At 43.5% G+C, this 25,699-nt stretch carries 26 protein-coding genes; 9 read left to right on the forward strand and 17 right to left on the reverse strand.

The genetic code is table 11. The features are described from left to right. The first annotated feature begins 44 nt into the window (after nucleotides 1-44). Complete coding sequence (gene gltP, locus NYE22_RS20885) at nucleotides 45-1,289, forward strand: glutamate-aspartate/proton symporter GltP (protein ID WP_014478694.1); 1,245 nt, start codon at nucleotides 45-47, stop codon at nucleotides 1,287-1,289. A gap of 34 nt (nucleotides 1,290-1,323) precedes the next feature. Here gltP and NYE22_RS20890 read toward each other — a convergent pair whose 3' ends face one another. The 10 genes from NYE22_RS20890 to purT form a co-directional block, all read right to left on the reverse strand. After that, nucleotides 1,324-2,292 (reverse strand): rhodanese-related sulfurtransferase, encoded by a 969-nt coding sequence (locus tag NYE22_RS20890; RefSeq protein ID WP_161986492.1) that lies wholly within the window; start codon nucleotides 2,290-2,292, stop codon nucleotides 1,324-1,326. 248 nt (nucleotides 2,293-2,540) lie between these two features. Further along, complete coding sequence (locus NYE22_RS20895; protein WP_095252698.1) at nucleotides 2,541-3,881, reverse strand: erythromycin esterase family protein; 1,341 nt, start codon at nucleotides 3,879-3,881, stop codon at nucleotides 2,541-2,543. A gap of 104 nt (nucleotides 3,882-3,985) precedes the next feature. Next, nucleotides 3,986-4,264, reverse strand: coding sequence for a hypothetical protein (locus tag NYE22_RS20900; protein WP_021481898.1), 279 nt, complete (start codon nucleotides 4,262-4,264; stop codon nucleotides 3,986-3,988). A 54-nt stretch (nucleotides 4,265-4,318) separates the two neighbouring features. After that, nucleotides 4,319-5,110: a phosphatidylserine decarboxylase gene (locus NYE22_RS20905; RefSeq protein WP_003234858.1), complete on the reverse strand. Its 792-nt coding sequence runs from the start codon at nucleotides 5,108-5,110 to the stop codon at nucleotides 4,319-4,321. After that, complete coding sequence (locus tag NYE22_RS20910) at nucleotides 5,103-5,591, reverse strand: DedA family protein (protein WP_003234861.1); 489 nt, start codon at nucleotides 5,589-5,591, stop codon at nucleotides 5,103-5,105. Before NYE22_RS20910 ends, NYE22_RS20905 begins: the two co-directional genes overlap by 8 nt. After that, entirely contained in the window at nucleotides 5,582-6,115 is a 534-nt protein-coding gene (gene pssA, locus NYE22_RS20915) for a CDP-diacylglycerol--serine O-phosphatidyltransferase (RefSeq protein ID WP_161619454.1), read from the reverse strand. Before pssA ends, NYE22_RS20910 begins: the two co-directional genes overlap by 10 nt. 195 nt (nucleotides 6,116-6,310) lie before the next feature. After that, nucleotides 6,311-7,201, reverse strand: a complete 891-nt coding sequence (gene cesB, locus NYE22_RS20920; RefSeq protein ID WP_342412115.1) for an enantioselective carboxylesterase CesB — start codon at nucleotides 7,199-7,201, stop codon at nucleotides 6,311-6,313. A gap of 170 nt (nucleotides 7,202-7,371) precedes the next feature. Beyond that, complete coding sequence (locus NYE22_RS20925; protein WP_015715171.1) at nucleotides 7,372-7,770, reverse strand: YbfJ family protein; 399 nt, start codon at nucleotides 7,768-7,770, stop codon at nucleotides 7,372-7,374. Then, a complete protein-coding gene (gene mpr, locus NYE22_RS20930) occupies nucleotides 7,733-8,674 on the reverse strand; it encodes an extracellular metalloprotease Mpr (protein WP_041850652.1) in 942 nt (313 codons plus the stop codon). Before mpr ends, NYE22_RS20925 begins: the two co-directional genes overlap by 38 nt. A gap of 144 nt (nucleotides 8,675-8,818) precedes the next feature. Next, nucleotides 8,819-10,063: a phosphoribosylglycinamide formyltransferase 2 gene (purT, locus tag NYE22_RS20935; RefSeq protein WP_342412794.1), complete on the reverse strand. Its 1,245-nt coding sequence runs from the start codon at nucleotides 10,061-10,063 to the stop codon at nucleotides 8,819-8,821. 282 nt (nucleotides 10,064-10,345) lie between these two features. Here purT and NYE22_RS20940 point away from each other — a divergent pair, with 282 nt between their 5' ends. The 4 genes from NYE22_RS20940 (at nucleotide 10,346) to NYE22_RS20955 (ending at nucleotide 15,321) form a co-directional block, all read left to right on the forward strand. Next, the gene (locus tag NYE22_RS20940; RefSeq protein WP_021481904.1) at nucleotides 10,346-12,388 is read left to right on the forward strand and encodes a T7SS effector LXG polymorphic toxin; all 2,043 of its coding nucleotides are present in this window, start codon (nucleotides 10,346-10,348) and stop codon (nucleotides 12,386-12,388) included. Between the two features lie 12 nt (nucleotides 12,389-12,400). Beyond that, nucleotides 12,401-13,426: an ADP-ribosylglycohydrolase family protein gene (locus tag NYE22_RS20945; protein WP_342412116.1), complete on the forward strand. Its 1,026-nt coding sequence runs from the start codon at nucleotides 12,401-12,403 to the stop codon at nucleotides 13,424-13,426. A 150-nt stretch (nucleotides 13,427-13,576) separates the two neighbouring features. Then, nucleotides 13,577-14,404, forward strand: coding sequence for an AraC family transcriptional regulator (locus NYE22_RS20950; protein WP_003246321.1), 828 nt, complete (start codon nucleotides 13,577-13,579; stop codon nucleotides 14,402-14,404). Further along, a complete protein-coding gene (locus NYE22_RS20955; RefSeq protein ID WP_124048568.1) occupies nucleotides 14,401-15,321 on the forward strand; it encodes a DMT family transporter in 921 nt (306 codons plus the stop codon). The genes NYE22_RS20950 and NYE22_RS20955 overlap by 4 nt, the downstream gene beginning before the upstream one ends. 259 nt (nucleotides 15,322-15,580) lie before the next feature. Here NYE22_RS20955 and NYE22_RS20960 read toward each other — a convergent pair whose 3' ends face one another. From NYE22_RS20960 to NYE22_RS20970, 3 genes are all read right to left on the reverse strand, one after another. Next, nucleotides 15,581-16,831, reverse strand: coding sequence for an MFS transporter (locus NYE22_RS20960; protein ID WP_249851330.1), 1,251 nt, complete (start codon nucleotides 16,829-16,831; stop codon nucleotides 15,581-15,583). Next, on the reverse strand, nucleotides 16,828-17,745 hold the full coding sequence (locus NYE22_RS20965) for a helix-turn-helix domain-containing GNAT family N-acetyltransferase (RefSeq protein ID WP_282627580.1): 918 nt from the start codon (nucleotides 17,743-17,745) through the stop codon (nucleotides 16,828-16,830). The genes NYE22_RS20960 and NYE22_RS20965 overlap by 4 nt, the downstream gene beginning before the upstream one ends. A 91-nt stretch (nucleotides 17,746-17,836) precedes the next feature. Next, complete coding sequence (locus tag NYE22_RS20970; RefSeq protein WP_015715167.1) at nucleotides 17,837-18,085, reverse strand: YbeF family protein; 249 nt, start codon at nucleotides 18,083-18,085, stop codon at nucleotides 17,837-17,839. Between the two features lie 296 nt (nucleotides 18,086-18,381). Here NYE22_RS20970 and glpT point away from each other — a divergent pair, with 296 nt between their 5' ends. Both glpT and NYE22_RS20980 read left to right on the forward strand, forming a co-directional pair. Continuing rightward, nucleotides 18,382-19,716 (forward strand): glycerol-3-phosphate transporter, encoded by a 1,335-nt coding sequence (gene glpT, locus NYE22_RS20975; protein WP_003246460.1) that lies wholly within the window; start codon nucleotides 18,382-18,384, stop codon nucleotides 19,714-19,716. 98 nt (nucleotides 19,717-19,814) lie between these two features. Further along, nucleotides 19,815-20,696, forward strand: a complete 882-nt coding sequence (locus tag NYE22_RS20980) for a glycerophosphodiester phosphodiesterase (protein ID WP_085187831.1) — start codon at nucleotides 19,815-19,817, stop codon at nucleotides 20,694-20,696. Between the two features lie 45 nt (nucleotides 20,697-20,741). On the opposite strand, the gene NYE22_RS20985 is transcribed toward NYE22_RS20980, so the two are convergent. After that, entirely contained in the window at nucleotides 20,742-22,361 is a 1,620-nt protein-coding gene (locus tag NYE22_RS20985) for an APC family permease (RefSeq protein ID WP_003246447.1), read from the reverse strand. Nucleotides 22,362-22,628: 267 nt separating this feature from the next. On the opposite strand from NYE22_RS20985, the gene NYE22_RS20990 reads away from it, so the two are divergent. Further along, nucleotides 22,629-22,889, forward strand: coding sequence for a hypothetical protein (locus NYE22_RS20990; protein WP_003234883.1), 261 nt, complete (start codon nucleotides 22,629-22,631; stop codon nucleotides 22,887-22,889). A 40-nt stretch (nucleotides 22,890-22,929) separates the two neighbouring features. Here the strand turns inward: NYE22_RS20990 and cypC are convergent, their stop codons facing one another. Then, on the reverse strand, nucleotides 22,930-24,183 hold the full coding sequence (gene cypC / locus NYE22_RS20995) for a fatty-acid peroxygenase (RefSeq protein WP_021481914.1): 1,254 nt from the start codon (nucleotides 24,181-24,183) through the stop codon (nucleotides 22,930-22,932). Nucleotides 24,184-24,355: 172 nt separating this feature from the next. On the opposite strand from cypC, the gene blaOXA reads away from it, so the two are divergent. Next, entirely contained in the window at nucleotides 24,356-25,159 is an 804-nt protein-coding gene (gene blaOXA / locus NYE22_RS21000) for a class D beta-lactamase (protein ID WP_342412117.1), read from the forward strand. A 26-nt stretch (nucleotides 25,160-25,185) separates the two neighbouring features. Here the strand turns inward: blaOXA and NYE22_RS21005 are convergent, their stop codons facing one another. Beyond that, nucleotides 25,186-25,377, reverse strand: coding sequence for a DUF5370 family protein (locus NYE22_RS21005; RefSeq protein WP_003234886.1), 192 nt, complete (start codon nucleotides 25,375-25,377; stop codon nucleotides 25,186-25,188). Between the two features lie 16 nt (nucleotides 25,378-25,393). Continuing rightward, nucleotides 25,394-25,642 carry a sigma-G-dependent sporulation-specific acid-soluble spore protein CsgA gene (gene csgA / locus NYE22_RS21010; RefSeq protein WP_003234887.1) on the reverse strand — a complete coding sequence of 83 codons (249 nt, stop codon included), beginning with the start codon at nucleotides 25,640-25,642 and terminating at the stop codon, nucleotides 25,394-25,396. Nucleotides 25,643-25,699: the final 57 nt, after the last annotated feature.

Raw genomic sequence — 25,699 nt, forward strand, 5'->3', positions numbered from 1 at the left:
GATATGAATATGCCTACATTCTATCGTTCTAAAGGGGGATTCATTTGAAAAAATTAATCGCGTTTCAAATTTTAATCGCTTTGGCTGTCGGCGCGGTGATCGGCCACTTTTTTCCTGATTTCGGGATGGCACTGAGGCCTGTCGGAGATGGATTTATCCGCCTGATTAAAATGATTGTTGTGCCGATTGTGTTTTCTACCATTGTCATTGGAGCCGCAGGAAGCGGAAGCATGAAAAAAATGGGCAGTCTCGGCATCAAGACGATCATTTGGTTCGAAGTGATTACAACGTTGGTATTAGGGCTTGGACTTTTATTAGCGAATGTCTTAAAACCAGGTGTCGGGCTTGACCTCTCCCATTTGGCAAAAAAAGATATTCATGAACTTTCCGGCTACACAGACAAAGTTGTTGATTTCAAGCAAATGGTCCTGGATATTATCCCTACAAACATTATTGATGTCATGGCCAGAAATGATTTGCTTGCCGTTATTTTCTTCGCCATTTTATTTGGTGTCGCCGCAGCTGGTATCGGCAAAGCTTCTGAACCAGTAATGAAGTTTTTTGAATCTACAGCTCAGATTATGTTCAAGCTCACACAAATCGTCATGGTCACTGCTCCTATCGGCGTGTTAGCCCTGATGGCAGCTTCTGTGGGCCAATATGGCATTGAACTCCTCCTCCCTATGTTTAAGCTGGTTGGCACCGTATTCCTTGGCCTGTTCCTGATCCTCTTTGTCCTCTTTCCGCTTGTCGGTCTCATCTTTCAGATTAAGTATTTCGAAGTATTGAAAATGATATGGGATCTGTTTTTAATTGCATTTTCCACCACCAGCACTGAAACCATTCTCCCTCAGCTGATGGATAGAATGGAGAAATACGGCTGTCCCAAACGAGTGGTATCATTTGTCGTTCCCTCCGGCTTGTCATTGAACTGTGACGGCTCCAGCTTATATTTATCGGTTTCTTGTATCTTTCTCGCACAGGCCTTTCAAGTAGACATGACATTGTCCCAGCAGCTGCTCATGATGCTTGTGCTTGTGATGACCAGTAAAGGCATTGCAGCTGTACCCTCAGGATCGCTTGTAGTTCTTCTGGCGACTGCCAATGCTGTAGGTCTGCCGGCTGAAGGCGTTGCCATTATCGCGGGTGTTGACCGCGTCATGGACATGGCGAGAACAGGTGTGAACGTACCGGGACATGCGATCGCCTGTATCGTGGTATCAAAATGGGAAAAGGCCTTCCGCCAAAAAGAATGGGTTTCCGCAAACAGCCAAACTGAAAGCATATAGAAAAAAGAACACCTCAATCCGAGGTGTTCTTTTTTTATTCAGCAGCAGCGTGATCTTTTGTTTCAATCGCTGCCAGTCTTGCGTTTACTTCTTCTTCTGTCATATTATGCTCTTTCACATACAGGTTTCTTGGGTTCGTGCGGCATTCGTGGCTGCAGCTGCGCATATATTTATACTCATTTTCCGGTGTGCATATCATTTTTTTATTGCAAGATGGATTTGCGCAGTTCACATAACGCTCACACGGTTCTCCTGTAAAGTAGTCCTTGCCGACAATCACATGCTCGACACGGTTGACAGGCACGCTGATTCTTTCATCAAATACGTAGCACTGGCCGTCCCAAAGCTTGCCTTGCACCTCAGGATCTTTTCCGTATGTCACGATTCCGCCGTCAAGTTGTGCTACATCTTCAAAGCCTTGCTTCACCAGCCATCCTGAGAACTTTTCACAGCGCACGCCGCCTGTACAGTACGTTAAAATCTTTTTGCCTTCAAGCATATCTTTGTGTTCTTCAATCCATTCAGGTAATTCGCGGAAGGCTTCGATGTCAGGACGGACCGCACCTCTGAAATGGCCAAGGTCATACTCGTAATCGTTACGCGCGTCGATGACAATTGTGTTTGGATCCTGCATCTTCTCATAAAATTCTGCAGGCTTCAAATGCTGACCTGTTGTTTCGTTCGGATCGACATCATCTTCAAGACGAAGCGTTACAAGCTCTTTTTTATGGCGGACGAAGATTTTTTTGAAGGCATGGCCTTCTGCTTCATCAATTTTAAATACCATGTCCGCAAAACGAGGATCAGCTTTCATTGTTTCCATATATTTTTCAGTCTGTTCAACCGTACCTGATACCGTACCGTTAATTCCTTCAGAAGAAACAAGGATACGGCCTAACAAACCAAGCTCCTTACAAAAAGCCAGATGCTGCTCTCTAAACGCCTCTGGATCTTCAATCGGAACATATTTATAGTAAAGTAATACTCTGTATTGTTTTTCCATGTTTTAAACACCCTGTTCAATTATAGTTAGTTGCTATGCACACTCTTACTATATCATACAGGAAAATGCCGCAAAGATGAACAGATCCGCCCAGACTGATAAAAATATCCAAGTTCTTACAAACCTAAGCGGCACAAGGGTTTCTCACAGTAGACAAGTATTTTCCATTCATTTACTAATCAATGTAGTTATCTGAAAACTATCAAACAAAAGGTGCACTCCGCCTGTTATAGCACAGGGGACACCGCTCACTTGATAATGACAGATGGCGTGATATGCTCCAGCCAAATGACACCGTCATATTGTTCCTTAAGGATCATCTGCTCTTCTGTGAATCCCCAATAGAGTGCTGTGCGGGGGGTATACATCCACGAAGTGCCTTTCTTGTTTTTTGTATGGAGAAAATCAACAAAAACAGCCGGTCGGTCCGCCGCTTTCAGCAAAGCTTCAAGGCTCTCAGACGGCGGCGGGCTTGTAACCGGCTTAACAGTCTTATTATCGGAGCTATCAAGACTCGCACCTGAGTAAGCATAAATGCCAATCGTATATGTTTGTTTTTTCAGCTGCTCCGGCAAATAATCACCCATGTTAGGGCCGTTTAGCTGTACCCAGTCCTTTATCATCTTCGTATTCTGTTTGCGTAGATGATAATTGTGGCCCCAGACAATGATTTTCTTTTTCGGATAAAGGGTGTCAGCTACCCACTGAAATTGTTCAGCCATCATGCGGTCTCTCATAAAGAATGAAAAATCCTCAATATTCTCCGGATACTCCTCTAGTTTTTCTTTCATTTCTTCCAGCATATACGTTTCCATTACGTCAATTCTCAGTTGAAGAGAATGCATAAACATCTCATAAGCTTTCGGCTCTTTTGGAAGGTTTTCTTTTAGCTCTGAAGCATGTGTTTTAGTGAAATTGATCAGCTTCTGATAGTTTTTCACAAGCTCTTCCTTCTTTTGCGAAAATTCATCAAACGTATTGCTGTCTGTCACTAATGTTGAAAAATCATTTTCTGATTGGGAGAGCAACTCTGCTTTCTCAGGGTCCACCGCTTTTACCCATTGAGTCGCAGCATCCTTGAATGAATTCTTCATGCTTTGAATATCAAAACCGGTAAGGATCAGCGGATCGCCTTTCTCTTTTTGCTCTTTCATGTAATCAAACAATTCAACGACATCTTCTGTGTGCCATACAGCGTAAATGGAGTTTTTCATCGTGCTTTTAGGGGTTAATTGGTCCATATTAAGGTAGGATGCATTTGTATCAGCAAAACCGGACTCAAAGGCCAATACATCGTATCCCAGCTCTTCGTGGAGATATTTGATCATTCTGACCTTTGTGGCGTTGATTTCACCAGCGCCGTGTGTGGTTTCTCCTAACTGAACGATTCGTTTTCCCTTCAGCACCTTCTTCAGAAAGCGAAGGTCTTTGTTTGAAGCATTGGAAGCATCCAGCGGCTGTGCATGTCGTTCAATCCATGAACCCCAATATTTTTCTTCAGAAGCAGCACGGGCAGAGGCTGAAAAAGAAGAAAACGCCAGACAAACGATCAGCAGCGGCAGGGTCATTCTCACTATCATTCGTTTCAATTCTATCTCTCCTTTTCTGCTAGGTTCTCTAGTCATTACGAGATAGATATAGAAAAAGTTTCCTTTTCCTGCCAACAAAAAAAGCTTCTCTGTTGAAAGAAGCTTTAGCTGGATTCTCTCATCACCTGATGAAAGTAAAACCGATACGTATTTCGTAAAAATGTCTCAACCGGAAGCTGCACATCCGCTTGGTATTTGCTGATGATGAATGGAAACCGCTCGATTCCTTTTTCGCGCAAATTGTTCGCTTGTTCATCATCTATTGCCTTCTCTTGCAAAACCGCTTCAACGATCGGCCAGCACACTTCTCGCACTTGCCGCAGGACGGCTTCATCTCCGGTGTTCTGATAATCTGTAATCCAGCTGATGATTTGTTTCTCCATAAGTCTCACCTTTCTTCAAAAAAAGAGGCGCTGCGTTTATGCAAGCTCCTCTTTTTACTCTTCATAACCTATCAGTTCTCCGACTTGAACTTCTTGGCCTTCTGCTAAATGGGCGGACGGCTGGAACGCGTCTTTTTCAAAAATCAAAATGACGGTTGACCCGAATGAAAAGTATCCCAGCTCTTCGCCGATCTCCAATTCAGCACGGGTGCTCGTCTGCACGATAGAATTAATATTCATCGCGCCGACAGGAATCATCAGGACATTTCGGCTGCCGCTATTCAGCTCGTACACAAACCGATAATTTTTCGACAGCACATCTTTCCCGTATTTTAAGCCTAGTTGATTTACCGGGTATGAGCGATTTCCGAGCTCGGCCAGCTTTTGATACCTGCAGCTGATCGGAGAATGGAAACGGTGATAATGCCTCGGGCTTAGATACAGCACGACGAAGTATCCGCCGTTGTATTGATGGTCTGCGCTTTTACAGCCGGTGAGTTCAGCGAATGAGTAATCTTTTCCCTTCACCGTAAAGGTTTGATTCGGGTTGATGATTCCTACCGTCTGAACCACACCGTCAACAGGGCTGACCACCGCATGCGCCTCTTTTGACACAGGACGCCGCTCCAGATTTATTTGTCGAATGAACAATTCGGACAGCGATCCGTAATCAGCAGCCGTACCATCCACATCATCCCAATTCAGCCGAAAATGTTTTGAGAAAAGCGGAATGACCGGTTTGCTGATTTTTGACTCGCAAAATCCTTTAATCAGATAGGATGACAGACGATGATTCGTCAGCTCTATCAATGATCGATACAGAATCTTTACAGCCGTATTAAACATGAATAATCCCTATAACCCTTCCGATTGTAATAAAAACAAAGCACCATAAAAAGGCGCCGATTGCCGCAAACGCAACATACGTTTTCAGATCCATTTTGCCGATCCCCGAAAAGTAGCACGTCACATGTCTGACGCCGGGAATAAAATAACCTAAAATAAGAGAATATGGACCGTATTTCTTCATCCATTTTTCCACTTTCATCATTCTTTTTTCTTTTAAGCCGACCCACTTGCCGTACTTGTCGATAAACGGGCGTCCGGCTTTTCTGCCAATCATGTAGCTGATCAGCATACCTAACAAAGCCCCGACAAAACTAATCAATATCGAAAGCTCATAATTCAATACATCGGTATGCGTGAAATAGCCAACAACGGTCATCATCACTTCATCTGGAATCGGCAATCCTACAATTCCTAATACCAGCATCAAAAAAATAGCGAGATAACCGTAATCCGCTATGAGCTGCTGAACTAATTCCATCTCCCGGACTCCAGGTTTTCTGCCGCATGTTTTTTAAAATGAGGGAATTTTATTTTACTCACCATTAAATATGAAAGTCCGCAAGTGCCGATTGCCAGAAGGATCGGGTTATAGGTGAAGCTTAGAATAACGAGACACATGCCCGCAAACGGAATCGGCATACCGATAAACGTCGGGAGCTTGCTTTGTTCAATGTTAAATTTAGAGAGGCGAAGCATTCCGCAAATGCTGTACATCAATGCGCATAAGATCCCGATAAATGGCAGGGTATACAACGCGACACTGTAAGCAAGCATAGCAGGAGCCACCCCAAACGTAACCAGATCGGCAAACGAATCCAGTTCTCTCCCCATATCAGAAACGGCATTCAGCTTACGAGCAGCCATCCCGTCAAAGAAATCAAGGAACATGCCTGTAAAAATAAAAAGCACTGCTGAATGAATGTTGTGATATAGCAAGGAATGAATCGCCAGCAATCCGCAAATGAAGTTTCCTATCGTAATCATACAGGGGATGTAATTCACAGTGTAACCAAACCTCCAATTGTAAAACCATCTATATTATTTGACGATAGTGATCGAATAGCGTTACAGGAAAAATTTTTCTCCAATAAGCATGATAACATAGAATGCTCCCAAAAAAAGCAGCATTCAAATTCTATTATTATACAACATTTGTTACCTTTTGAAAAATGAATGCCAATCTTTTCATGTTCCTTACTATTTTATCCCCCCGCATAAAAAGGACAAGACGCGTTGATTGACGTACTCTGGCTGCTCCAGAGATAACAGATGTCCGGCGTTCTTTACGATTTCAGCCTGAATTCCCGGCACCAATACCGAAGCCCGCTCAAAGGCCATTTGCTGATGGTACATGACCTCGTGCTCACCGAACATCAGCAGTACCGGGACTTGTATCGATTTCAATTCCCGGTCTGTGAACACGTACGGAAAGCCGTTTTCTGTCGGCTTCAGGCTCCTTTGTTCATCCTTCCATTCCACGCCCGCCACAATTTGTCTTTGCAGTAAAGGATGCAGATCATAACTGTCGCCTGTGATCCACTTGATATATGATTCAGCTCCTCTTGCCCCTGTAAGCTCTGCAGCGTATTTATAGACATCCGGATGAAATGAAATAAACGCTTCAGCGGGACTCATAACAACCGCCCGCTCTACTCTTTCAGGCGCGCGGAGTAAGAAATTCACGATATGGGACCCGCCAAGCGAAAGGCCGGCCAGGTGTGCCGTCTCTAGTCCAAGAGAATCAAAGACATCTTTCATCCATTCTGCAAAATCAGCTCTCGTTTCCATGGCTGCTGATGGTATACTTTTATTTTTGTCTCCTATTATATCGACCGCATATGTACGAAATTGACTGCTCCACGCTGCGATATTCGGATACCACATCGCAGAGCTGAAAAGGCCTCCGTGAAGCAAAATGAGCGAAGGTGCGTCCTTTGGCCCACTTGCAATGATATGTGTTTTTCCAAAACGAGTAGAAACATAGAATGCTTCCGACTCAATCGGCCACAAAGAAAGGCTTTGATCATATGCCTGGTAAAAGCGCAGACCACTTTCAACCGCGGCAAACTGCATTGAATCTTGTATCATCTTCTTCTTTTTCCTCCGGGTTTGATTAATATAAAATAAAGGATAACGCCCCTTTTGTCTCGTAAGAAAAAATACCTATTTCTTATTATCTCACATAATAAATTTCCAGTATATAGTTTGGTTTCCTGCAATAAATAAAAAAGGCAGTTCCCTTAAAATCAAGGAAACTGCTATTCTTTGAAGACTAATGGAATGGCATGATCTTTTTTATCCTCTGTTAACGAGATGTGATGGGTTACTGATGTTTCACCCTTCGTCAACGCGACTGAGTAATCGCCTTTTCTGCCGGTATCCCATTTGATATCTCCGTTTTTGTCTGTTTTACCGAGTATCTCGCCAATCTCTGTACTCGGCTCCTCATCTGAAGAGGGCGCTTTGACAATCGTCACTTGAACCCCTTCGACCGGCAGCCCCTTAGCATCCTCCACATGAAGAGTGACAGGAATAGTCGTTTCTTTTGGAGAAGAATGCGTCTGCGAACTGCACCCGCATAAAAACAAAATAGACATGAATATGGCTAGTTTGCTGTATTTATTGATTTGCCCAATATTGAATATTGTTGAATACATCGTTCGTCACCCTTGTTCCCAAGTTATATGACGATCCTCCGTTCGTGTGAATGGCAATAGCTGTCTGCCCTGTATCACTGTAGTTTCGATAAACAGGCGAGCCGCTTTGGCAGCCGTACGTATCGGTTGTATAGGTCAGCTTATACGTTTCAGCGGAGCGAATCGGCTTTGTATCAGACCACATCGTGCCAAAGGTTTTGTCACACGGGAATCCTGTCACTGACGAGGAAAGGCCCACGGGACTGCTGCTGTTTGTAGTCCGGTAGCCGTACCAGCCAACCGTGTTTCCAGGAGAACCGTTTAATTTAATAGCTCCGTAATCATAATTGGTGTCTTTGCTTTCCGTCCATCCTTTAACGGAGTAAAACATCGTGCCTGAATAAGTACCGTACGGATATGACGAACCATTGCGGCCCGGCGCGGCGGTTATCGTCGAAGCCCATCCATGATCCTGGCTGTACACACAATGTCCAGCTGTGACGACTGTATTTGGATTGACTAAAAATCCGGTACATCCATAAGTGCTTGAAGTGTTGGGATACTTGATTGACAGTTGAACAGTTGCTCTATATGGAAAAGATGTCGTACTGGAGATTCTGGTGCGTTCATCAGTTCCGATAATGCTCGAAGGCTGTAAGGTTTGAATGTTTTTCTCCAGTTCCGTTTGGCCGCCGTATAACGATTTACTTGTTTTTCCGGTTCCCTCATAAGGGGCGGAAACCTGTTCTGCTTTTGACGTTTGGTTTTTCGTAGCATCAGCTTCTTGACCGGTATTCGATACAGAAGTTTGCGGGTTCTCTGCCGCTTTTGCCGGTACGCCAAAAGAAACCGCTGCTGCCAAAGCCAAACACAAAACCGTTAAGTAAGCGAACCATTGTTTTCTGAATCTTGGAACTAATTTCATTTTGTCATCTCCCTCCTTTAGTGTCAACCACCCGCATTGATGGAAGACTTTTACATTATAATCAGGTTTCTGATTCTTATGATAAAACTTTTACGGAGAAAGAAAAAAAACAGGCCTTGTACCATGACAAGACCTGCTCAAACTCTATTTTATCGTTAGCTGTTCCAACGCTTTCTTTGCATTCTCTCTTGCCGTTTCAACTGAATCAGCAGCAGAGAGCGCAACTGCCATACGACGTCCGGCTTTCGTTATCGGCTTTCCAAAGACGCGCATTTGAGTCTTTGGGACTGCCAGTGCGTTTTCCAATCCTTCAACAGTGTAATCCGCTAATTCTTCCGGCGCTTTGAGGGGCCTGCTGGCGCCAGGAGAAAGCTGTGTGATTTCTGTAATCGGAAAGCCGAGAATCGCCCGGACATGCAGCGCAAATTCTGACAAATTTTGCGTCACCAGCGTGACAAGACCAGTATCATGCGGACGGGGAGATACCTCACTGAAATATACCCTATCTTTCGCAAGGAACAGCTCAACACCAAACAGGCCGTATCCGCCAAGCTCATCCGTGATCGTTTTCGCAATATGCTTCGCTTCTTCTATTTGCTGCTCTGTCATATCATGCGGCTGCCATGATTCGATATAATCCCCGTCCTTTTGCACATGACCGATCGGCTCGCAAAATGCCGTACCGTTAACCGCACGTACGGTTAAGAGTGTGATTTCTGATTCGAATGGGATAAACTCCTCAACGATCACGCGGCCGTTTTTCACCCGTCCGCCTTCCATCGCCGTCTCCCAGCAGCTCTCTAAATCCGCTTCAGAGCGGCAGATGCTTTGGCCTTTTCCAGAAGAACTCATCAATGGTTTAACGACACAAGGAAAACCGATCTGTGCTGCCGCTTGTATAAATTCATCATATGTATTCGCAAATTCATAGCCAGCCGTCGCAAGTCCAAGCGTTTCCGCCGCAAGCCGTCTGATGCCTTCCCGATCCATCGTCAGCTTGGCCGCACGGGCATTCGGGATGACGTGAAATCCTTCCTCTTCAAGCTTCAGCAATTCATCCGTCGCGATCGCCTCAACCTCAGGCACAATCAAATCCGGCTTTTCTTTCTCAATAATGGTTCTGATCTGCTCTGGGTCCAGCATATCAACGACATAACTGTTATGCGCGACCTGCATCGCCGGAGCATGCTCGTAACTGTCAACTGCCACCGTCTGTACCCCAAGACGCTGGGCTTCAATCACTACCTCTTTACCTAATTCACCTGAACCTAACAATAAAACCTTCTTTGATTGATACATCTTTGCCCCTCCTATCTGTTCCAAACCATTATAACTGAAATATTTGAAAAATAAATTTTTATTAAAAAAGATAAAATAAGAATTCATCACGAGTTGCATGATTAGAAGGCTTTCCACAAAAAAATGGCTGGCGAACTCCGCACATACCGTACAGTACCACCTGAAATCTTCAATATAAAAACTGTGATCTGGAAGCCACCAAGAATGGGTACGACAGCTGATTCCAGTAGATTTTATATCTGCGAGTAAAATGAATAATTAGAATCAGTAAAAAAGTACTGTTTTTCCTTGATTTCTCAGTTTGCGCTCCTTTCCTAAATTCACCATGGTACCATATTTACAGGAAAATTCAGGCGAAAGGACATGTATTAAATGAAGATTCTTGAAGTAAGTACGATTTTAGAAACTGCCGAAACGCGCCTTAAAGCCTACCAAACATTGAGAGAGCACATGGCTACATTGAAAAAACAGTTCAAAAAGATGGCAAACTTGGATGATGCCATGACAGGCAAAGGAGCTAACGCAATTAAAGCCTTCTATAAGGAACAAGCGACAGGGGCGGATCTGTGGCTGGACCTCATTGACATGAGAATCGCTTTTTTCAAAAATATTCCATCCGCTATTGAAGCAGCAACATTTGATGACGATGCATATATCGAGGAATCTTATCTCGATAACGAACTGTATAATGGTCTAGTCAAAGCAGACGGTATTATAGAGGCACAGCAAAAAGAAATTAAATCAATTCTGAATTCTATTGATGACATTTTACCGCTTTCCCTCTTTGACAATTCCACAGTCACCGATAAACTGGATAAAGCAGATAAAAAACGAAAAAAAACGATTACACATCTGCATAACCTTGATGAGAAACTGAACAGTGATTACGAGGCCTCCGAAGTTGTAGAACATGAGGTTCGGGCATTTTTCGAAGCGCTGACCGGTGCCACCAGCAAAGGCGGAAGTACCAACCCAATAAGTTTTAATGCAAAAGCCTTTCACGAAACAGATGTTTATCAAAACAAAGCGGATATACACAAACAAGCTCAGCAGTTCATCAAAGCAAAAAAACAGGAAGAAATCGAGTATCTCAAGAAAAAACTCGACAAAACTACTGATCCTGATGAATACCTGAAAGTTGCAGAAAAGATTGGCACTGACAACCTGAGCGCTGAGCAATTACAATATTATTCAAGCATCGTTCAAATGAAAGCACAGCAGCAAACAGGAAAAATGCTTGTCGAAGGAGGAAAAGGTGTAATTGTCGGGCTTTGGGATGCCGGAAAGGATATCGTTACCGGTGCATGCGACCTCGCAGTCGGTGCTTACGATCTTGCTATATGGTCGTATAGAGCACAGGGCAAGATGGGCATCGAAGAACAAGTCAAAGCCGGACAGGAACTCCAAAATATCATTTATAGCGCTCCCGAAACTTTTGAATACATGGTCGATTCATTTAAAAAATCTTGGAACGACAATATGGTTCATGGTGATGTCTATAGCCGCTCCCACTACATCACCTACGCAGTTGCTTCCCTTTTTGGCGCCAAGGGACTCGGAAAAGTGGCATCTGCAACAAAAGCAGGGAAATTCGTGACAAAGGAAACAAAGGCTTTTGTGAACGATCATAAATCTATAGCAAAGAACATTACTGAAAAAGCAAAACCTTATTTCAAATTGCCAAGTAACAATCAACTAGAATCTGCAATACAAGGAGTTGGGAACATTGAAAGCCCTATTCCGAAACTAGAGAAGGGTTTTGATAAGAAACTTGAAAACTTTGTCCAGATTAATAGCAGCGACCATAGCAAATCAGGTGGCGTAGGACCAAATGAAAATTCTAAAATTACACGTGATATTAAAACCGTAGAGGAAGCACACCAATGGGGGAGCAAGTATTATGACGATTGGATTAAATCATTAACCCCAAGTGAACAAGAAGCAATTAAGCAATATACTGGTGATGATTATAAAAAAATAAATGATTATCTAAGAGGAATTAGTGATTCTTTAGATGGCATTGATTTAGATACAATCTATAATATAAAGAATGGGTTGGATAAAGCGCGAGTTCCACACAATTTACAAGTTTATAGAGGAACAGACCTAAGACCTTTAGAGTCATTAATTGAAATTAACAAATATGGAGACATTAATGCTGAATCATTAATTGGAAAGATTTTCAGAGACAATGGTTTTGTTAGTACAGCAATTGTTAAGGAATCATCCTTTGATCACATGGAAGTCTCATGGGAAATAAATGTTCCAGCAGGAACCAATGCAGCCTATCTCGGAAAGATAAGCCACTTTCCTAATGAAGCTGAGTTACTTTTAAATTTTGGGCAAGAGATGGTTATTAAAAGCGCACATGTTGATAGCAACAATAAGTTACATATTATTTTAGACTTAATTTAAGTGGGTGAAAAAATGCGAGGCAGAAGAATGATAGATAGATGGGAAGATGACAATAAGAGCTTTCTTAAACTTAATATAAAAAACAAAGTTCTTCCAACAATATACGGTGGCATTATAGGAGATATGTTAGGAGTCCCTGTTGAATTCAAAAAAAGAGGAGATTTTCATGTGCAGGATATGGTAGGATACGGCACCTATAATCAACCTCCTGGAACCTGGTCTGACGATACATCTCTGACCTTGTGCCTGATGGAGAATATGATTGAAAAAGGGAACATAAATGATTTAATGCAGAAATTTAAACTGTATCAAGATGAAGGTTACTGGACGCCGTATGGTGAAATGTTTGACATTGGCAGGACGACCGTTGAAGCAATTACCCGATTTAGGAAAGGAGTTCTGCCAGAAAAATGCGGCGGTCAGTCAGAATTTGATAACGGAAATGGAGCATTAATGAGAATTTCACCATTAGTGTTTATTTTGCATAAGGAATTCGATTTTGTGAAAAAAGCAGAGATGATCAAGAAATACACTGAAATAACCCATGCCCATCCGCGTGCTATAGTTGGTTCCATTATTTATGTTGAACTATTACTAAGGCTATATTATAACAATTCAATTGATACATCTTTAAGAGAAGTGAAAGAGCTTTTCGACGAGAATTTCAAAAAAGAACATATATACCATAAAGAGTTAACACATTATAAAAGAATTTTTGAAAAAAGCTTTTTGAATACACCAAGAGAAGAAATTCGATCAGACGGGTATGTCGTTCATACTTTAGAAGCGGCAATTTGGTGTTTCGGCACTACATCTTCATTTACCGAGGCTGTACTAACAGCAGTGAACTTAGGAGAAGATACTGATACTGTAGCATCAATAACAGGATCGATAGCAGGAATGTATTATAAGCTAGATGGGATCCCAGGAGTTTGGTTAGAAAAAATAGCTCGTAAGCAAGATGTTGATAAATTAATAGAAGAATTTTATCAGTATTGTGCAGATAAAGCGATTATCGAGCAATATGGGGATATTTAGATTTACGTTAAAATACTTAATCATACAAGGTAACGAAAGCAGACCAATAACGGTCTGCTTTCTCTATTCCTAAACAGCAACATCATACAAGAAATCTCCCAAAATCATGCTACACTTAATCCAAGACACCACACCGACAGGAGGCATCCCATGCAAAATGAAACCCGCACACTGCAGCTTGACCCACACCTTCATATAGAAGCCTACCGTTTCAAGGGAATTATGCAAAAGTTCCCGAACCACTTTCACGATTATTATGTGATTGGATTTATTGAAAAAGGGCAACGGTATCTGGCCTGTCAGGATCAAGAATATATCATCAATCCAGGTGATCTTCTCCTCTTTAACCCTCGTGACACGCATAGCTGTGAACAGATTGACGGCCGGACGCTTGATTATCGGTGTATCAATGTCATGCCGGATATCATGGAGAAGGCGGTGAAAGAGATTACTGGCTCCGGGCATCTCCCTTATTTCTCCCAGCATGTGTTATTCCGCCATGAGCTGACAGCCAGCCTGCAGGAATTGCATATTTTGATATCCGAGGAAAAACAAGCTTTGCGTAAGGAGGAACTGTTTCTTCATCTATTAGAGGAGCTGATCCGCCATTATTCAGATGTCACGTTCCTTAGCAGCGTTCCAGAACCATCAGACGAAGTCAAAATGGTTTGTGAATTTTTAGAAGAGCATTATGCCGAAAATGTCACACTCAATGATTTGAGTGAATTAACAGGCTGGAGCAAGTATCATTTATTGCGTTCATTTACAAAACAAAAAGGCATTACCCCTAATAGCTACATGGAAACAATCAGGATTAATCAAGCCAAAAAACTCCTTGAACAAGGAGTAAGACCGATTGATGCGGCATTTCAGACAGGATTCAGCGATCAGAGTCATATGACGAAGTTTTTTAAACGGCAGGTGGGGCTGACGCCGAAGCAATACATGAAGATTTTTGAAAAGGAGCTTCACAGATGAACATACAAAGAGAAACTTCGGGGCATATCGCAGCCATTGTGACCATTCTGATTTGGGGGACGACCTTTATTTCGACAAAAGTTCTGCTGGCTGACTTCTCTCCAATGGAAATATTATTTTATCGGTTTTTGATGGGCTTTATCGCTCTTATCCTCGTCCGTCCCAACATGATTCCGTTCAGAAATTGGCGGCAGGAGCTGTTGTTTGCCGGGGCTGGTTTATTTGGCGTAACCTTATACTTTCTATTAGAAAATATAGCTCTCACCTATACATACGCATCCAATGTCGGCATGATCGTGTCCATTATACCGATGATCACTGCGGTTTTGGCCCATTTTCTGCTCGAAGGCGAAAAACTGCGTCTGACTTTTTTGATTGGATTTGTCTCGGCACTGATCGGGCTTTTATTGATTACGTTTAACGGCAATGTGGTACTTCGTCTAAATCCGCTCGGAGACATCATGGCAGCCGGGGCTGCTCTCGTGTTTGGCGGATACTCGATATTCATGAAAAAATTAAGCGCCTACGAATACCACATCATCGAGCTGACACAGAGAGTATTTTTGTATGGCCTATTATTTATGGTTCCTGCTTTATTTTTGTTCGACTTCCATTTTGACCTAAGCCGATTTTCATCTGCTTCAAATATACTCAACATGCTTTTCTTAGGGATTGGCGCTTCGGCCCTGTGCTTCGCCACTTGGAATTACTCAGTCGGCGTGCTCGGAGCCGTCAAATCCAGTGCGTATATATACATGGTCCCGGTTATCACAATCGCCGCTTCCGTCCTGATCCTGCATGAAAACATGACATGGATCGCTCTTCTAGGAGGCGCCCTTACGCTTTTAGGCCTCTACATCTCGGAGATGAAACCGAAAGCGAAGCTGTTGGAGAACGAATGTAAAATGGATGCTTAATGTCTAAATTACAGTTTATGGGTAGACGACAGACATCTCATGCTGCGTTACAAATCAACTATTGTGAAAATATGTTAAATAATCTCAACTTCCCAATAGATGTTTGAGGTTTTACGCTAATATAATCGTTCAGAACGCTTCAAACAAAAATCCGAAAACGCCCGCATAGTCGGTATGATCGACTTCGTATTAGAACAAAAATACAAAAAAAGCATCTCTGAATAATCTCGAAATCAGAGATGCTTTCCCTTTGTCCTCATCACTTGTCTACCACAGCCGCACTGTCACGCGTGACCGCAGCTGGCTCCCTCAGCATCACATTCATTACGCTGGCAAGCACGAGCATTCCAATCGACAAATAAAAAGCCAGTGTATACTCACCCGTTACCGTATAGATGACGCCGGGCACATACGCACCTAGTGCCGATCCGATCTGATGGGCGAGTGACAGCCAGCCAATCATGAGGCCGATCGAGTAGTTTTGAAAGTACTGGGTGGCGAGCATTTGAGTCGGTGCTACCGTTGCAAAGTCCACTAATCCAAACAGAATCGCAAAGGCTAAAAGCAAGTAGGGCTCGTGGCTGTAAATAAGAATCACGATCGACAGCGCCCGCACCGCATATAAAAAGCACAGGATTTTCCGGCTGCTCCACCGGTCCGCTACAATTCCGGACAGCAAGATGCCAGCAATATTAAAGCCTGCCAGCAGACTGACAGCAGCACTCGTGACTGTCGTTGAAAAGCCGTGATCATGAGAAAACGGAATCAAATGGGTATCCATCAGCCCCACGGTCGTAAATCCACAGATCAAAAACGGAAAAATCAAGAACCAGAATTGCCTCATACGAAACATCCTGGCCACTGAAAGAGCTGTTGTTTTGGGTGCTGTTTCTTTTTCTGATGCAGCCAGTCCGCCTATCGGCTCTGTATTCTTTTCTGAAGGATTGTTCCGCAGCATCAGCAGCGCAGCCGGAAAGACAATCAAGATTAACAGCAGTCCCAACACCACAACCGTCAGCTTCCAGCTAAACCAATGGATCAACATGAGTGAGCCGGGAACGAGAAGCATTTGCCCCGCGCCAAAGCCTGCTTCCATGATCCCAAAGGCTAGTCCCCGCTTTTTGCTGAACCAATTGACGACCAATACACTTGCCGCCACATTCGATGCTCCGCCCACTCCAAGCGAGACACCCAGCCCATAAAGCAGAAACAGCTGCCAAGGCGAAGTCACTAGGTATGTTAAGAAAATGCTGACTCCTGTCAGTAACGCACTCCATGCCAAAACAGCCCGGGCACCCCATTTGTCCACAAGCCGCCCAATCACAGGCTGTGATATGCCATAAACAATAAAACTCATCGTCGAAATCAGCGAGATGGTGCTTCTATCCATTGAAAACTGCCGTTCCCACGGCTCCACAAACGCACCAAATGACAGCCGCACCCCCTGAACCGCCAATAAGATCAAAAAGGTGACGGAGACGATGATCCACGCATAATGCAGTCTTTTCATGACAGTTCCAAATCCCACCGTTCTTCTGTCAGCTGCTGTCCCCATAATGGCGCTTCTTGTTTTACTTCACTTATCCTGAATCCAAATTTTTTATAGAGCGGACGAGCCTCAGCCATGTTGCTCACCGTCCAAAGGAAAATGCGGTCAAACTTCATGTCTTGGCAGTATGCAACCAGATGCTCCAGCAATTGCGTGCCGAGCCCCCTGCCCCGAAAATCCGCATCAACCAGAAACCATCTGAGCTGGACTGTCTTTTCATCATGCTTGACCAACCCGACAGAGCCAGCAAATTTCCCGCCGCTTTCCGCAATCCATATTTTTTCGATGTCAGCGTCAAATGTCTCCTGAAGATAAGCTAAAAACGTGTCATCCCAACCGTGAGCCTCCGCGTAAAATTGTCTTTGTTTCTCAATAAGGAGTTGAAGATCCTCCGAAAGAAAATAATCTCTAATCGATATCTCTGATGTTCTGGCAGAAAGCGACTGTGAAAGGATCGCTTCAATCTCTGCCATCGCCTCGGCAAGCTTCTGCTGCTCCTTTTGGTTGATTTCCTTCAGCATCAGTTCCACTTGTTCATTGGCTTTCTCCTCCAGCTTTTTATAAATCGTTTTTCCTGTTTCTGTGACAAAAATATAATGGTGGCGAGCGTCATCTTTGCTCCTCTGTTTATAGATCAAATCTTCTTTTTCAAACTGCTTCACAATCCTGCTGATATATCCCCGGTCAAGCCCCAGTTTATCCTGAAGAGCTTTTGCCGTACAATTAGGCGTATTATAAATCTCAAATAAAATCCGTGTTTCTGTTAAGGAAAACGGGCTGTCGTAAATGTGCTCATTAAGGAAACCAAGGACGTTTGTATAAAATCGATTGAACTTTCTGAATTTTAACCCGACAGATGATTCTCTTGTTTTCAAATCAATCCCCACTTTCTAATATTGTTGACTAAGGCAATTATAATCATATATAGTTGCTTTAGTCAACGATATGTTAGAAAGTGAGGTCTTTTTAATTTCCTGATTCCTTCCTTTTCCTTACCACAATCAATGTGATATAGGATAAAGCCAGAGAAACCAAGCTATAGACAACAGCCCATCCCAAAAATGATTCATTAAAAATGGTAAAGGTGAGCACAAGAGAAATCACCAAACTAAGCATTGGCATCAGATACGGGTTTTTACAAATACAGGTCCCGACAATCGATAGCAGCATAATTCCTAACGGTAAAATAAAGAATGCGATATCTAATTCATCCACCTTTAAACAGCCTCCCTCCAGATTTTTATGTTACTAGTAAAAAAACATAACTGCATTTAGTAAAAGGATAATATTCACTTCCCTAAGGCCCAATTTGAAAATTACCCGTTTACATTCGCTCCGGACTATGATAATTTAAGAAAGCGCTATCATGATAAGTTAATAGCTTGGATGGAGATGAGGAGAGCCAGGAATCCAACCCCTTTTGACAAGGGGTGTTTTCTGGCTCTTTTTGTTTTTCGGGAAAGGAGGCACGCCACACATCCAGCACAAACAGCAAAGGGGGATAATTATTAATGCTTAATATATTTAAACCGGCTCCTCATATTGAGAGACTGGATGATTCAAAGATGGATGCGGCATACAAACGGCTCAGACTGCAAGTATTCATTGGTATTTTCATTGGCTACGCAGGCTACTACCTGCTGCGGAAAAACTTTGCCTTTGCCATTCCTTATCTGCAGGAACAGGGATTTTCGAAAACAGAACTGGGTTTGGTGCTGGCCGCTGTGTCCATTGCGTACGGCTTCAGCAAATTCATCATGGGAATGGTGTCTGACCGCTGTAATCCGAGATATTTTCTGGCGACAGGCCTATTTTTATCAGCAATCGTTAATATTCTATTCGTTTCAATGCCTTGGGTGACTTCGAGCGTCACCATCATGTTTATTTTTATGTTTATCAACGGATGGTTTCAAGGAATGGGCTGGCCGCCATGCGGCAGGACGATGGCCCATTGGTTCTCCATAAGTGAACGCGGCACAAAAATGTCGATCTGGAATGTCGCCCATAACATAGGCGGCGGTATTCTTGCTCCGCTTGTCACTCTTGGGATCGCGATGTTCGTCACTTGGAAAAGCGTGTTTTTCTTCCCTGCCATCATCGCCATTATCATTTCATTTTTAATTGTTTTATTGGTTCGTGATACACCTCAATCCTGCGGACTCCCGCCAATTGAAGAGTATCGGAATGACTATCCAAAACACGCTTTTAAAAATCAGGAAAAAGAATTAACAACAAAAGAAATTCTTTTTCAATATGTGCTGAACAACAAATTTCTTTGGTACATCGCTTTTGCCAATGTATTTGTTTATTTCGTGCGATACGGCGTGGTTGACTGGGCGCCTACTTACTTAACAGAAGCCAAAGGCTTTTCTCCTGAAGACTCGCGCTGGTCGTATTTTCTTTACGAATACGCAGGCATACCGGGAACGATCTTGTGCGGCTGGATCAGTGACCGATTCTTCAAAAGCCGCCGGGCACCGGCAGGCGTTTTGTTTATGGCGGGTGTTTTCATTGCCGTATTGGTGTACTGGCTGAATCCGGCCGGCAATCCGCTCGTAGACAATATCGCCTTGATCAGCATTGGCTTCTTAATCTACGGACCTGTTATGCTGATCGGCCTGCAAGCGATTGATCTAGCACCGAAAAAAGCAGCCGGAACTGCAGCCGGTTTGACCGGATTTTTCGGATACATCGGCGGATCCGCTTTCGCAAACGCCATTATGGGCTTTGTCGTTGACCGCTTTAATTGGAACGGCGGCTTTATCATGCTGATCTCTTCCTGCATTCTTGCCATCGTCTTCTTGGCTTTGACGTGGAATACAGGAAAACGGGCAGAGCATGTTTAAGAAAGACACATAAAAGATTAATCATTTTCCAACACGCCGTTTACATCCGTTTTTTAATATGAAAGACAGGTAGTGCTTATCTATAAGGAGGAGAAATCATGAGAAAAAATAGAATACTGGCCTTGTTTGTTCTGTCGCTGGGCTTACTCTCATTTATGGTAACGCCAGTGTCGGCAGCGTCAAAAGGAAACCTGCTGTCACCTGACCGTATCCTGACCGTCGCGCACAGAGGGGCTTCTGGATATGTGCCTGAGCACACGATTCTGTCTTACGAAACCGCTCAGAAAATGAAAGCTGATTATATTGAATTGGATCTGCAAATGACAAAAGACGGGAAATTGATTGTCATGCATGACGAAAAACTGGACCGTACCACAAACGGAACGGGCTGGGTGAAAGACCATACGCTCGCAGACATTAAGAAGCTTGACGCTGGTTCTTGGTTTAATGAAGCCTATCCGGAAAAAGCAAAGCCGCAGTACGTCGGCCTTAAAGTTCCTACATTAGAAGAGGTATTAGACCGTTTCGGAAAGCACGCGAACTACTACATTGAAACAAAATCGCCTGACACCTACCCAGGTATGGAAGAAAAACTAATCGCTTCTTTGCAGAAACATAAATTACTGGGGAAACATTCTAAGCCAGGCCAGGTGATCATTCAATCGTTCAGCAAAGAAAGCCTGATAAAAGTCCATCAATTACAGCCAAACCTGCCGACCGTTCAATTGTTGGAAGCCAAACAAATGGCGTCAATGACAGATGCTGCCCTGGAAGAAATCAAAACATACGCTGTCGGTGCGGGCCCGGATTATAAAGCTTTAAATCAAGAAAACGTTCGTATGATCCGCAGCCACGGCCTCTTGCTTCATCCTTACACAGTCAATAATGAAGCTGATATGCATCGCCTGCTTGATTGGGGCGTAACAGGAGTGTTCACCAACTATCCTGATCTTTTCCACAAAGTAAAAAAGGGTTATTAAAAGCAAAAAACCTTGCGACAACTATCGCAAGGTTTTCTTCATATTTTATTCTTTTCCGGCAGCAGCTTCTGACTGTCCATTAAGCAGCTGAGAATTTATCTCTTTCGCATCCTTTAAGTATTCTGTCTGGTAGCCGCTCTTCAGCGCCCACACATAGAATACAAGTGATACCATCGCAATCAGAACCATATCCCAGCCATAATGAATGACATTCAGGCCGCCGAATTTATCACTGCCCAAATAAGAAATGACCATCATGGCCAGCAGATAAAACACCATCCAGACGCCGGCTTTGAAGTTTCGGCCAAACCCTTTCCATTTCGCCTTCGCCTGATAATAGAAATAAATCGGAAGACCGATCAGGATAATAAACAGAACCTGTCCTGTTAACGGCCAGCGCGCCCAATACAGCACCAGTGACGCAAAGATAAATCCAAGCGGGGCAATCACGTTCAAGCCTTTTAAACGAAGAGGCCTGTACAGGTCTTTCCCCGTCCGTCTCAATGTCATGACTGTGATCGGCCCGGTGATATAAGAAATTAACGTAGCAACGGAAATAATTTCCGCTAATACGCCCCACCCTCTGAACAGGAACAAAAAGATGAACGACACAATCAAGTTAAAGAACATTGCTTGTCGCGGAACGCCGTAAATCGGATGAAGCTTCCCGAATATACTCGGCATGTATTTGTTTTTTTCCATTCCGTAAATCATTCGGGACGTTGTCGCCGTATACGTAATCCCCGTTCCAGACGGTGATACAAATGCATCTGCATATAACACAATAACAAGCCAGTTAATATTCAGCGCAATCGCCAGATCAGCAAAAGGAGAATTAAAATTCAGATGGCTCCAGCCGTGAGCAATATCAGAAGGATTCACCGCTCCGATGAAGGCGATCTGCAGCAGGACATAAATCACTGTCGCAACGAAAAGAGAGCCAACAACCGCAATCGGAATTGATTTCCCCGGATTTTTTGCTTCACCCGCCATATTAATCGGGCTTTGGAAACCGTTAAACGCAAAAACGATACCGGAAGTGGCAACCGCCGTCAGCACACTTGCCCAGCCATTCGGCGCAATGCTTTGACCGCCAGTAAAGTTTTCTCCGTGGAATCCGACAAACAGCAAAGCTCCAATCGTAAGACCCGGAATAATAATTTTAAAAATCGTAATTAATGAATTCGCTTTCGAAAATAGATTGACTGTCCAGTAGTTCAGCAGAAAATAAATGAGAAGCAATACAGAGGCAAATGCTAGTCCTTCCCCAGTCAGCGTTCCATTCTTCACCAAACCGCTTGTCCATTTCGCCCATTCCCAAGGCCAAGAACTCATATATTGAACGGAGGCCACCGCTTCAACCGGAATGACGGACACAATCGCAATCCAGTTGGCCCAGCCCGCAATAAAACCGATAAACGAACCGTGTGAATATTGCGTATATTTTACCATTCCCCCCGCTTCAGGGAACATAGAACCTAGTTCACTATAAGAAAGAGCAATAAATAAAATGACGACCATTCCAATAACCCATGAAATAATAGCAGCTGGTCCTGCTATTTGAGCCGCACGCCAAGCCCCGAACAGCCAGCCTGAACCGATCATCGACCCGAGCCCGACCATCATGAGGGAAAACGTTCCCATTCTTCGATGCAATTGATTCATATCGTAAACACCTTTCATGTATGATGACATTCTCTTGCTAATTATATTATTATTCTGATTACTTTACTTTGTCAATATTTATCGAATTTTGACTGAAACTATAATAAGTCAATGTATATTACCTTCCAATACAGGAATGAAGTCACTAATTTCTTCTTAAATGGAATTTACTGTGAATTACAATGATAAAAACACAATAGGTTTAGCTATTTCCAAAACGGGAATGATACAGGAAACACTATTCTCAAAATAGAAAGGAGTATCACCATGAAACAAAAGCTGTTACTTTCAGGTCTCGCTGTTTCAACTGTCGGCATCACTTCTTATCTATTAAAGGACCCGTCAAATCGCCAAAAGGCAAGAGAATTCATTCACAGCATGAAGATGAAAATAACAAAACAGCCAGACATGGAAACGTTCCCAGTTGATAAAGCCGGCCACCCGGACCCGCAAGATATCGAGGACAACAAAATGGTATCAGAAGGCTCCATGTATCCCGTCCAATACTACGATGAAAAAAAGAAGTAATCAAAAAGCTCTCTTCGATAAAGGAAGAGAGCTTTTTAATTTAACTTTTTCGTCTGATTCCGCTCATTACGAAGCCGCTTTCAGGCAATGACGGCATTCTGGCGAGACTGTAATGCAGTGATTGTTCCGGAACATCGTATTCAATCTGATGGACGAGGAAATCCAGGCTCGCTTTCATGACTTCAATTGTAATGCCTTCCCCTGGACAGCGGTGGCCTTTTTCGGCGTGTCCCCCGCCTTGAGGAATCATATCAAACGGATTTTCTTCCCGCTCCGCAAATCGTTCCGGCCGGAATTCATCGGGATGATCCCATAGACGAGGGTCGTGGTTCGTTCCATATACATCAAGCAGCACCGATGTGCCCTTCTTAAACTCACAGTTATTCCATACAAAATCTTTTTTGACAAGCGCCCCTAAAAACGGGCCGAACGGATAATATCTGCGGACCTCCTGCACAAACATTTCTCTTTCCCGGCTGTTTCCAGACCGCAGCCATTCCTTGTACTTCGGATGCTCATGAAGCGCCAAAGCTGAAAACACAAGAAAGTAAGAAATTGCGACAATAGGCCGGAGTACATTAATCAGCTCAATGGCTGCCATGCGGGAATCCAGCTGGCTTCCATCTTCTTGTGTGTGAAAAGCCATTTCATGCAGCGCTGTTCCGGGAGTCGTTTTCAGCAAGCCGGCACGAGCATCTTCAATCATGACTTCAATCCACTCTTCCGCACGCGGCCTTGCTCTTCTTCCCTTCCAATGCCGCGGTCCCACAGCACCGAACGCGTCGACCATGTCAATGAAGTCATCCGCTCTCTCTTTGACTTCCGTTTCCTTCAACGGAACACCTGCCCAATAGCACGCTACCCGGCACAGGATTTCTTTTGCTTCTTCAAATAACACAACCTCATCTGCCTTCTCCCATCTTGTGACTGCTGCTTTCCACTCCTCTGTCATCAACTCAGCCAAACGTTTTTGATGCGGCGGTGTCATCAATGACAGAAAAAGCATCTTCCGATGGATATGCGCGCTGCCATCCATTCCCTGAATCGCATTAACACCAAACAGCGATTTCTGCACCCTCTTAGGCAAAGCGTTCTGCCGCTGGAATCGATCCGTATCATAAAACACCTTCGCCGCCTCAGCGCCAGTCATGCAAATAAAGTTTTTTCCCAACAAACGGGCCTGAAACAGATCTGAATTGTAGCGCTCTGTTCTGTTTTTAATAAATAAATACCCTTCCTTCAGCAGTGTCAGACTGTTATCGAGACTTTTGTCATGTGGAATCTGCTCATTCATCCGCTTACCCTGCCTTCCTTTTTACCCTCTATTTTCACGTTATCTTCCGACTATAAACCCAGTAACAGTATTTGTTTACAAAACCAAATTTAAGCGCTTTTTGATTATTTTTTAAAGGAAGAACAAACGAAAGAGAGAAAAGGTAGTTAATCAAAACAAAGGGGAGAACAAAATGAAAAAATGGATATATGTTGTGCTTGTGCTGAGTATTGCAGGAATCGGCGGCTTCTCCGTCCACGCAGCGTCATCTGCTCATGAAAAACACTTGAATGTCAGCAGAATGAATGTCGATGATGAATTCAAGGATACGGATGGAACCTTCATTCTTCACGATTTACAAAAGGAGCAGACATTTGTCTATAACAGAAAACGGGCAAATCAAAGACAAACTCCGCAATCCACCTTTAAAGTCGTGAACGCTTTAATCGGTTTGCAGGTCAAAGCTGTAAGAGATGAATACGATGTTAAACGATGGGACGGGGTCAAGCGTGAATTCGAATCATGGAACCGCGACCATACGCTTGGCTCGGCCATGCGCGAATCCGCAATCTGGTATTATCAGGCATTAGCGAGAGATATCGGCGAGGAAAGGATGAAATCATGGCTTCATACACTATCTTACGGCAACGAGGATATCAGCGGGGGAATCGACCAGTTTTGGCTGCAAAGCTCGCTCACAATATCTCCGCTGGAACAAGAAACTTTTTTGGAGAAACTGGCTAAAGAGGAGCTTCCATTTGACAAGCCGGTGATGAAAATCGTCAAGCGCATGATGATTCAAGAGGAAGGCGATCATTTCACGCTCTACGGGAAAACCGGAACTCGCCTGACTGATATGGGATTAGGATGGTTTGTCGGATTCATCAAAACAGAGCATGGCTCTTATGTCTTTGTCACCAATGTCGATGATTCCGGCACAAAAGCCAAAAACATCACCGTGAATATCCTGAAAAAGTATGGCCTGATCACATCCTAAATAAAAGAGCCCTGCACGGCAGGGCTCTAAATCTCATGCTCAAAACAATAATGATTCACAAGCTCTTCAATCAAATCATGATCGGGATATTCCCCGTTAAATTCAAATTCGATTTCTTCCACAAACTCTCCTTGATGGTACACATGGATGGCTCCGTTTTGACGGACAACGCTAAACTCCGGCTGAAATGTATATCCGCTTCGTTCAATTGCTCCCATTTCTTACCCGCCTTTCTCAAAGCAGTAATTCATACACCTCGTTTAATTCCTTGGCCCGTTTTTGATCCTGTTCATTCTGGGCATACTTAATTTCTTTTTCTAATACATGGTTCAAAAAAGACATTTCATTATCATCTAAGTCTTTTACAAATTCCTCTTCATTTGCATAACGCTTCGCCAGCATCTTCTTGCAAATACGCTGGCAGACTTCATTTTCTAGATGATTCGAAAGTGATTCGCGCAAATAACCGAGTGTAACATCCATTTCATGAACACCTTTCCTTCTGCTATCTTTACCCTATAGCTTGCTAAAATAGGAAAA

This window comes from Bacillus sp. FSL K6-1560, assembly GCF_038592935.1.
GTDB classification, from domain to species: Bacteria; Bacillota; Bacilli; order Bacillales; family Bacillaceae; genus Bacillus; species Bacillus subtilis.

Excerpts from the sequence above, each read along its gene's own strand:
- cypC (WP_021481914.1), bottom strand. The coding sequence starts at position 24,183 with ATGAATGAGCAGATTCCACATGACAAAAGTCTCGATAACAGTCTGACA.
- NYE22_RS20980 (WP_085187831.1), top strand. The coding sequence starts at position 19,815 with ATGAGAAAAAATAGAATACTGGCCTTGTTTGTTCTGTCGCTGGGCTTA.
- NYE22_RS20940 (WP_021481904.1), top strand. The coding sequence starts at position 10,346 with ATGAAGATTCTTGAAGTAAGTACGATTTTAGAAACTGCCGAAACGCGC.
- NYE22_RS20990 (WP_003234883.1), top strand. The coding sequence starts at position 22,629 with ATGAAACAAAAGCTGTTACTTTCAGGTCTCGCTGTTTCAACTGTCGGC.
- NYE22_RS20890 (WP_161986492.1), bottom strand. The coding sequence starts at position 2,292 with ATGGAAAAACAATACAGAGTATTACTTTACTATAAATATGTTCCGATT.
- NYE22_RS21005 (WP_003234886.1), bottom strand. The coding sequence starts at position 25,377 with ATGGGAGCAATTGAACGAAGCGGATATACATTTCAGCCGGAGTTTAGC.
- NYE22_RS20950 (WP_003246321.1), top strand. The coding sequence starts at position 13,577 with ATGCAAAATGAAACCCGCACACTGCAGCTTGACCCACACCTTCATATA.
- NYE22_RS20900 (WP_021481898.1), bottom strand. The coding sequence starts at position 4,264 with ATGGAGAAACAAATCATCAGCTGGATTACAGATTATCAGAACACCGGA.
- NYE22_RS20960 (WP_249851330.1), bottom strand. The coding sequence starts at position 16,831 with ATGAAAAGACTGCATTATGCGTGGATCATCGTCTCCGTCACCTTTTTG.
- NYE22_RS20905 (WP_003234858.1), bottom strand. The coding sequence starts at position 5,110 with ATGTTTAATACGGCTGTAAAGATTCTGTATCGATCATTGATAGAGCTG.
- NYE22_RS20925 (WP_015715171.1), bottom strand. The coding sequence starts at position 7,770 with ATGTATTCAACAATATTCAATATTGGGCAAATCAATAAATACAGCAAA.
- NYE22_RS20985 (WP_003246447.1), bottom strand. The coding sequence starts at position 22,361 with ATGAATCAATTGCATCGAAGAATGGGAACGTTTTCCCTCATGATGGTC.
- mpr (WP_041850652.1), bottom strand. The coding sequence starts at position 8,674 with ATGAAATTAGTTCCAAGATTCAGAAAACAATGGTTCGCTTACTTAACG.
- glpT (WP_003246460.1), top strand. The coding sequence starts at position 18,382 with ATGCTTAATATATTTAAACCGGCTCCTCATATTGAGAGACTGGATGAT.
- cesB (WP_342412115.1), bottom strand. The coding sequence starts at position 7,201 with ATGATACAAGATTCAATGCAGTTTGCCGCGGTTGAAAGTGGTCTGCGC.
- NYE22_RS20945 (WP_342412116.1), top strand. The coding sequence starts at position 12,401 with ATGCGAGGCAGAAGAATGATAGATAGATGGGAAGATGACAATAAGAGC.
- NYE22_RS20910 (WP_003234861.1), bottom strand. The coding sequence starts at position 5,591 with ATGGAATTAGTTCAGCAGCTCATAGCGGATTACGGTTATCTCGCTATT.
- blaOXA (WP_342412117.1), top strand. The coding sequence starts at position 24,356 with ATGAAAAAATGGATATATGTTGTGCTTGTGCTGAGTATTGCAGGAATC.
- NYE22_RS20955 (WP_124048568.1), top strand. The coding sequence starts at position 14,401 with ATGAACATACAAAGAGAAACTTCGGGGCATATCGCAGCCATTGTGACC.
- csgA (WP_003234887.1), bottom strand. The coding sequence starts at position 25,642 with ATGGATGTTACACTCGGTTATTTGCGCGAATCACTTTCGAATCATCTA.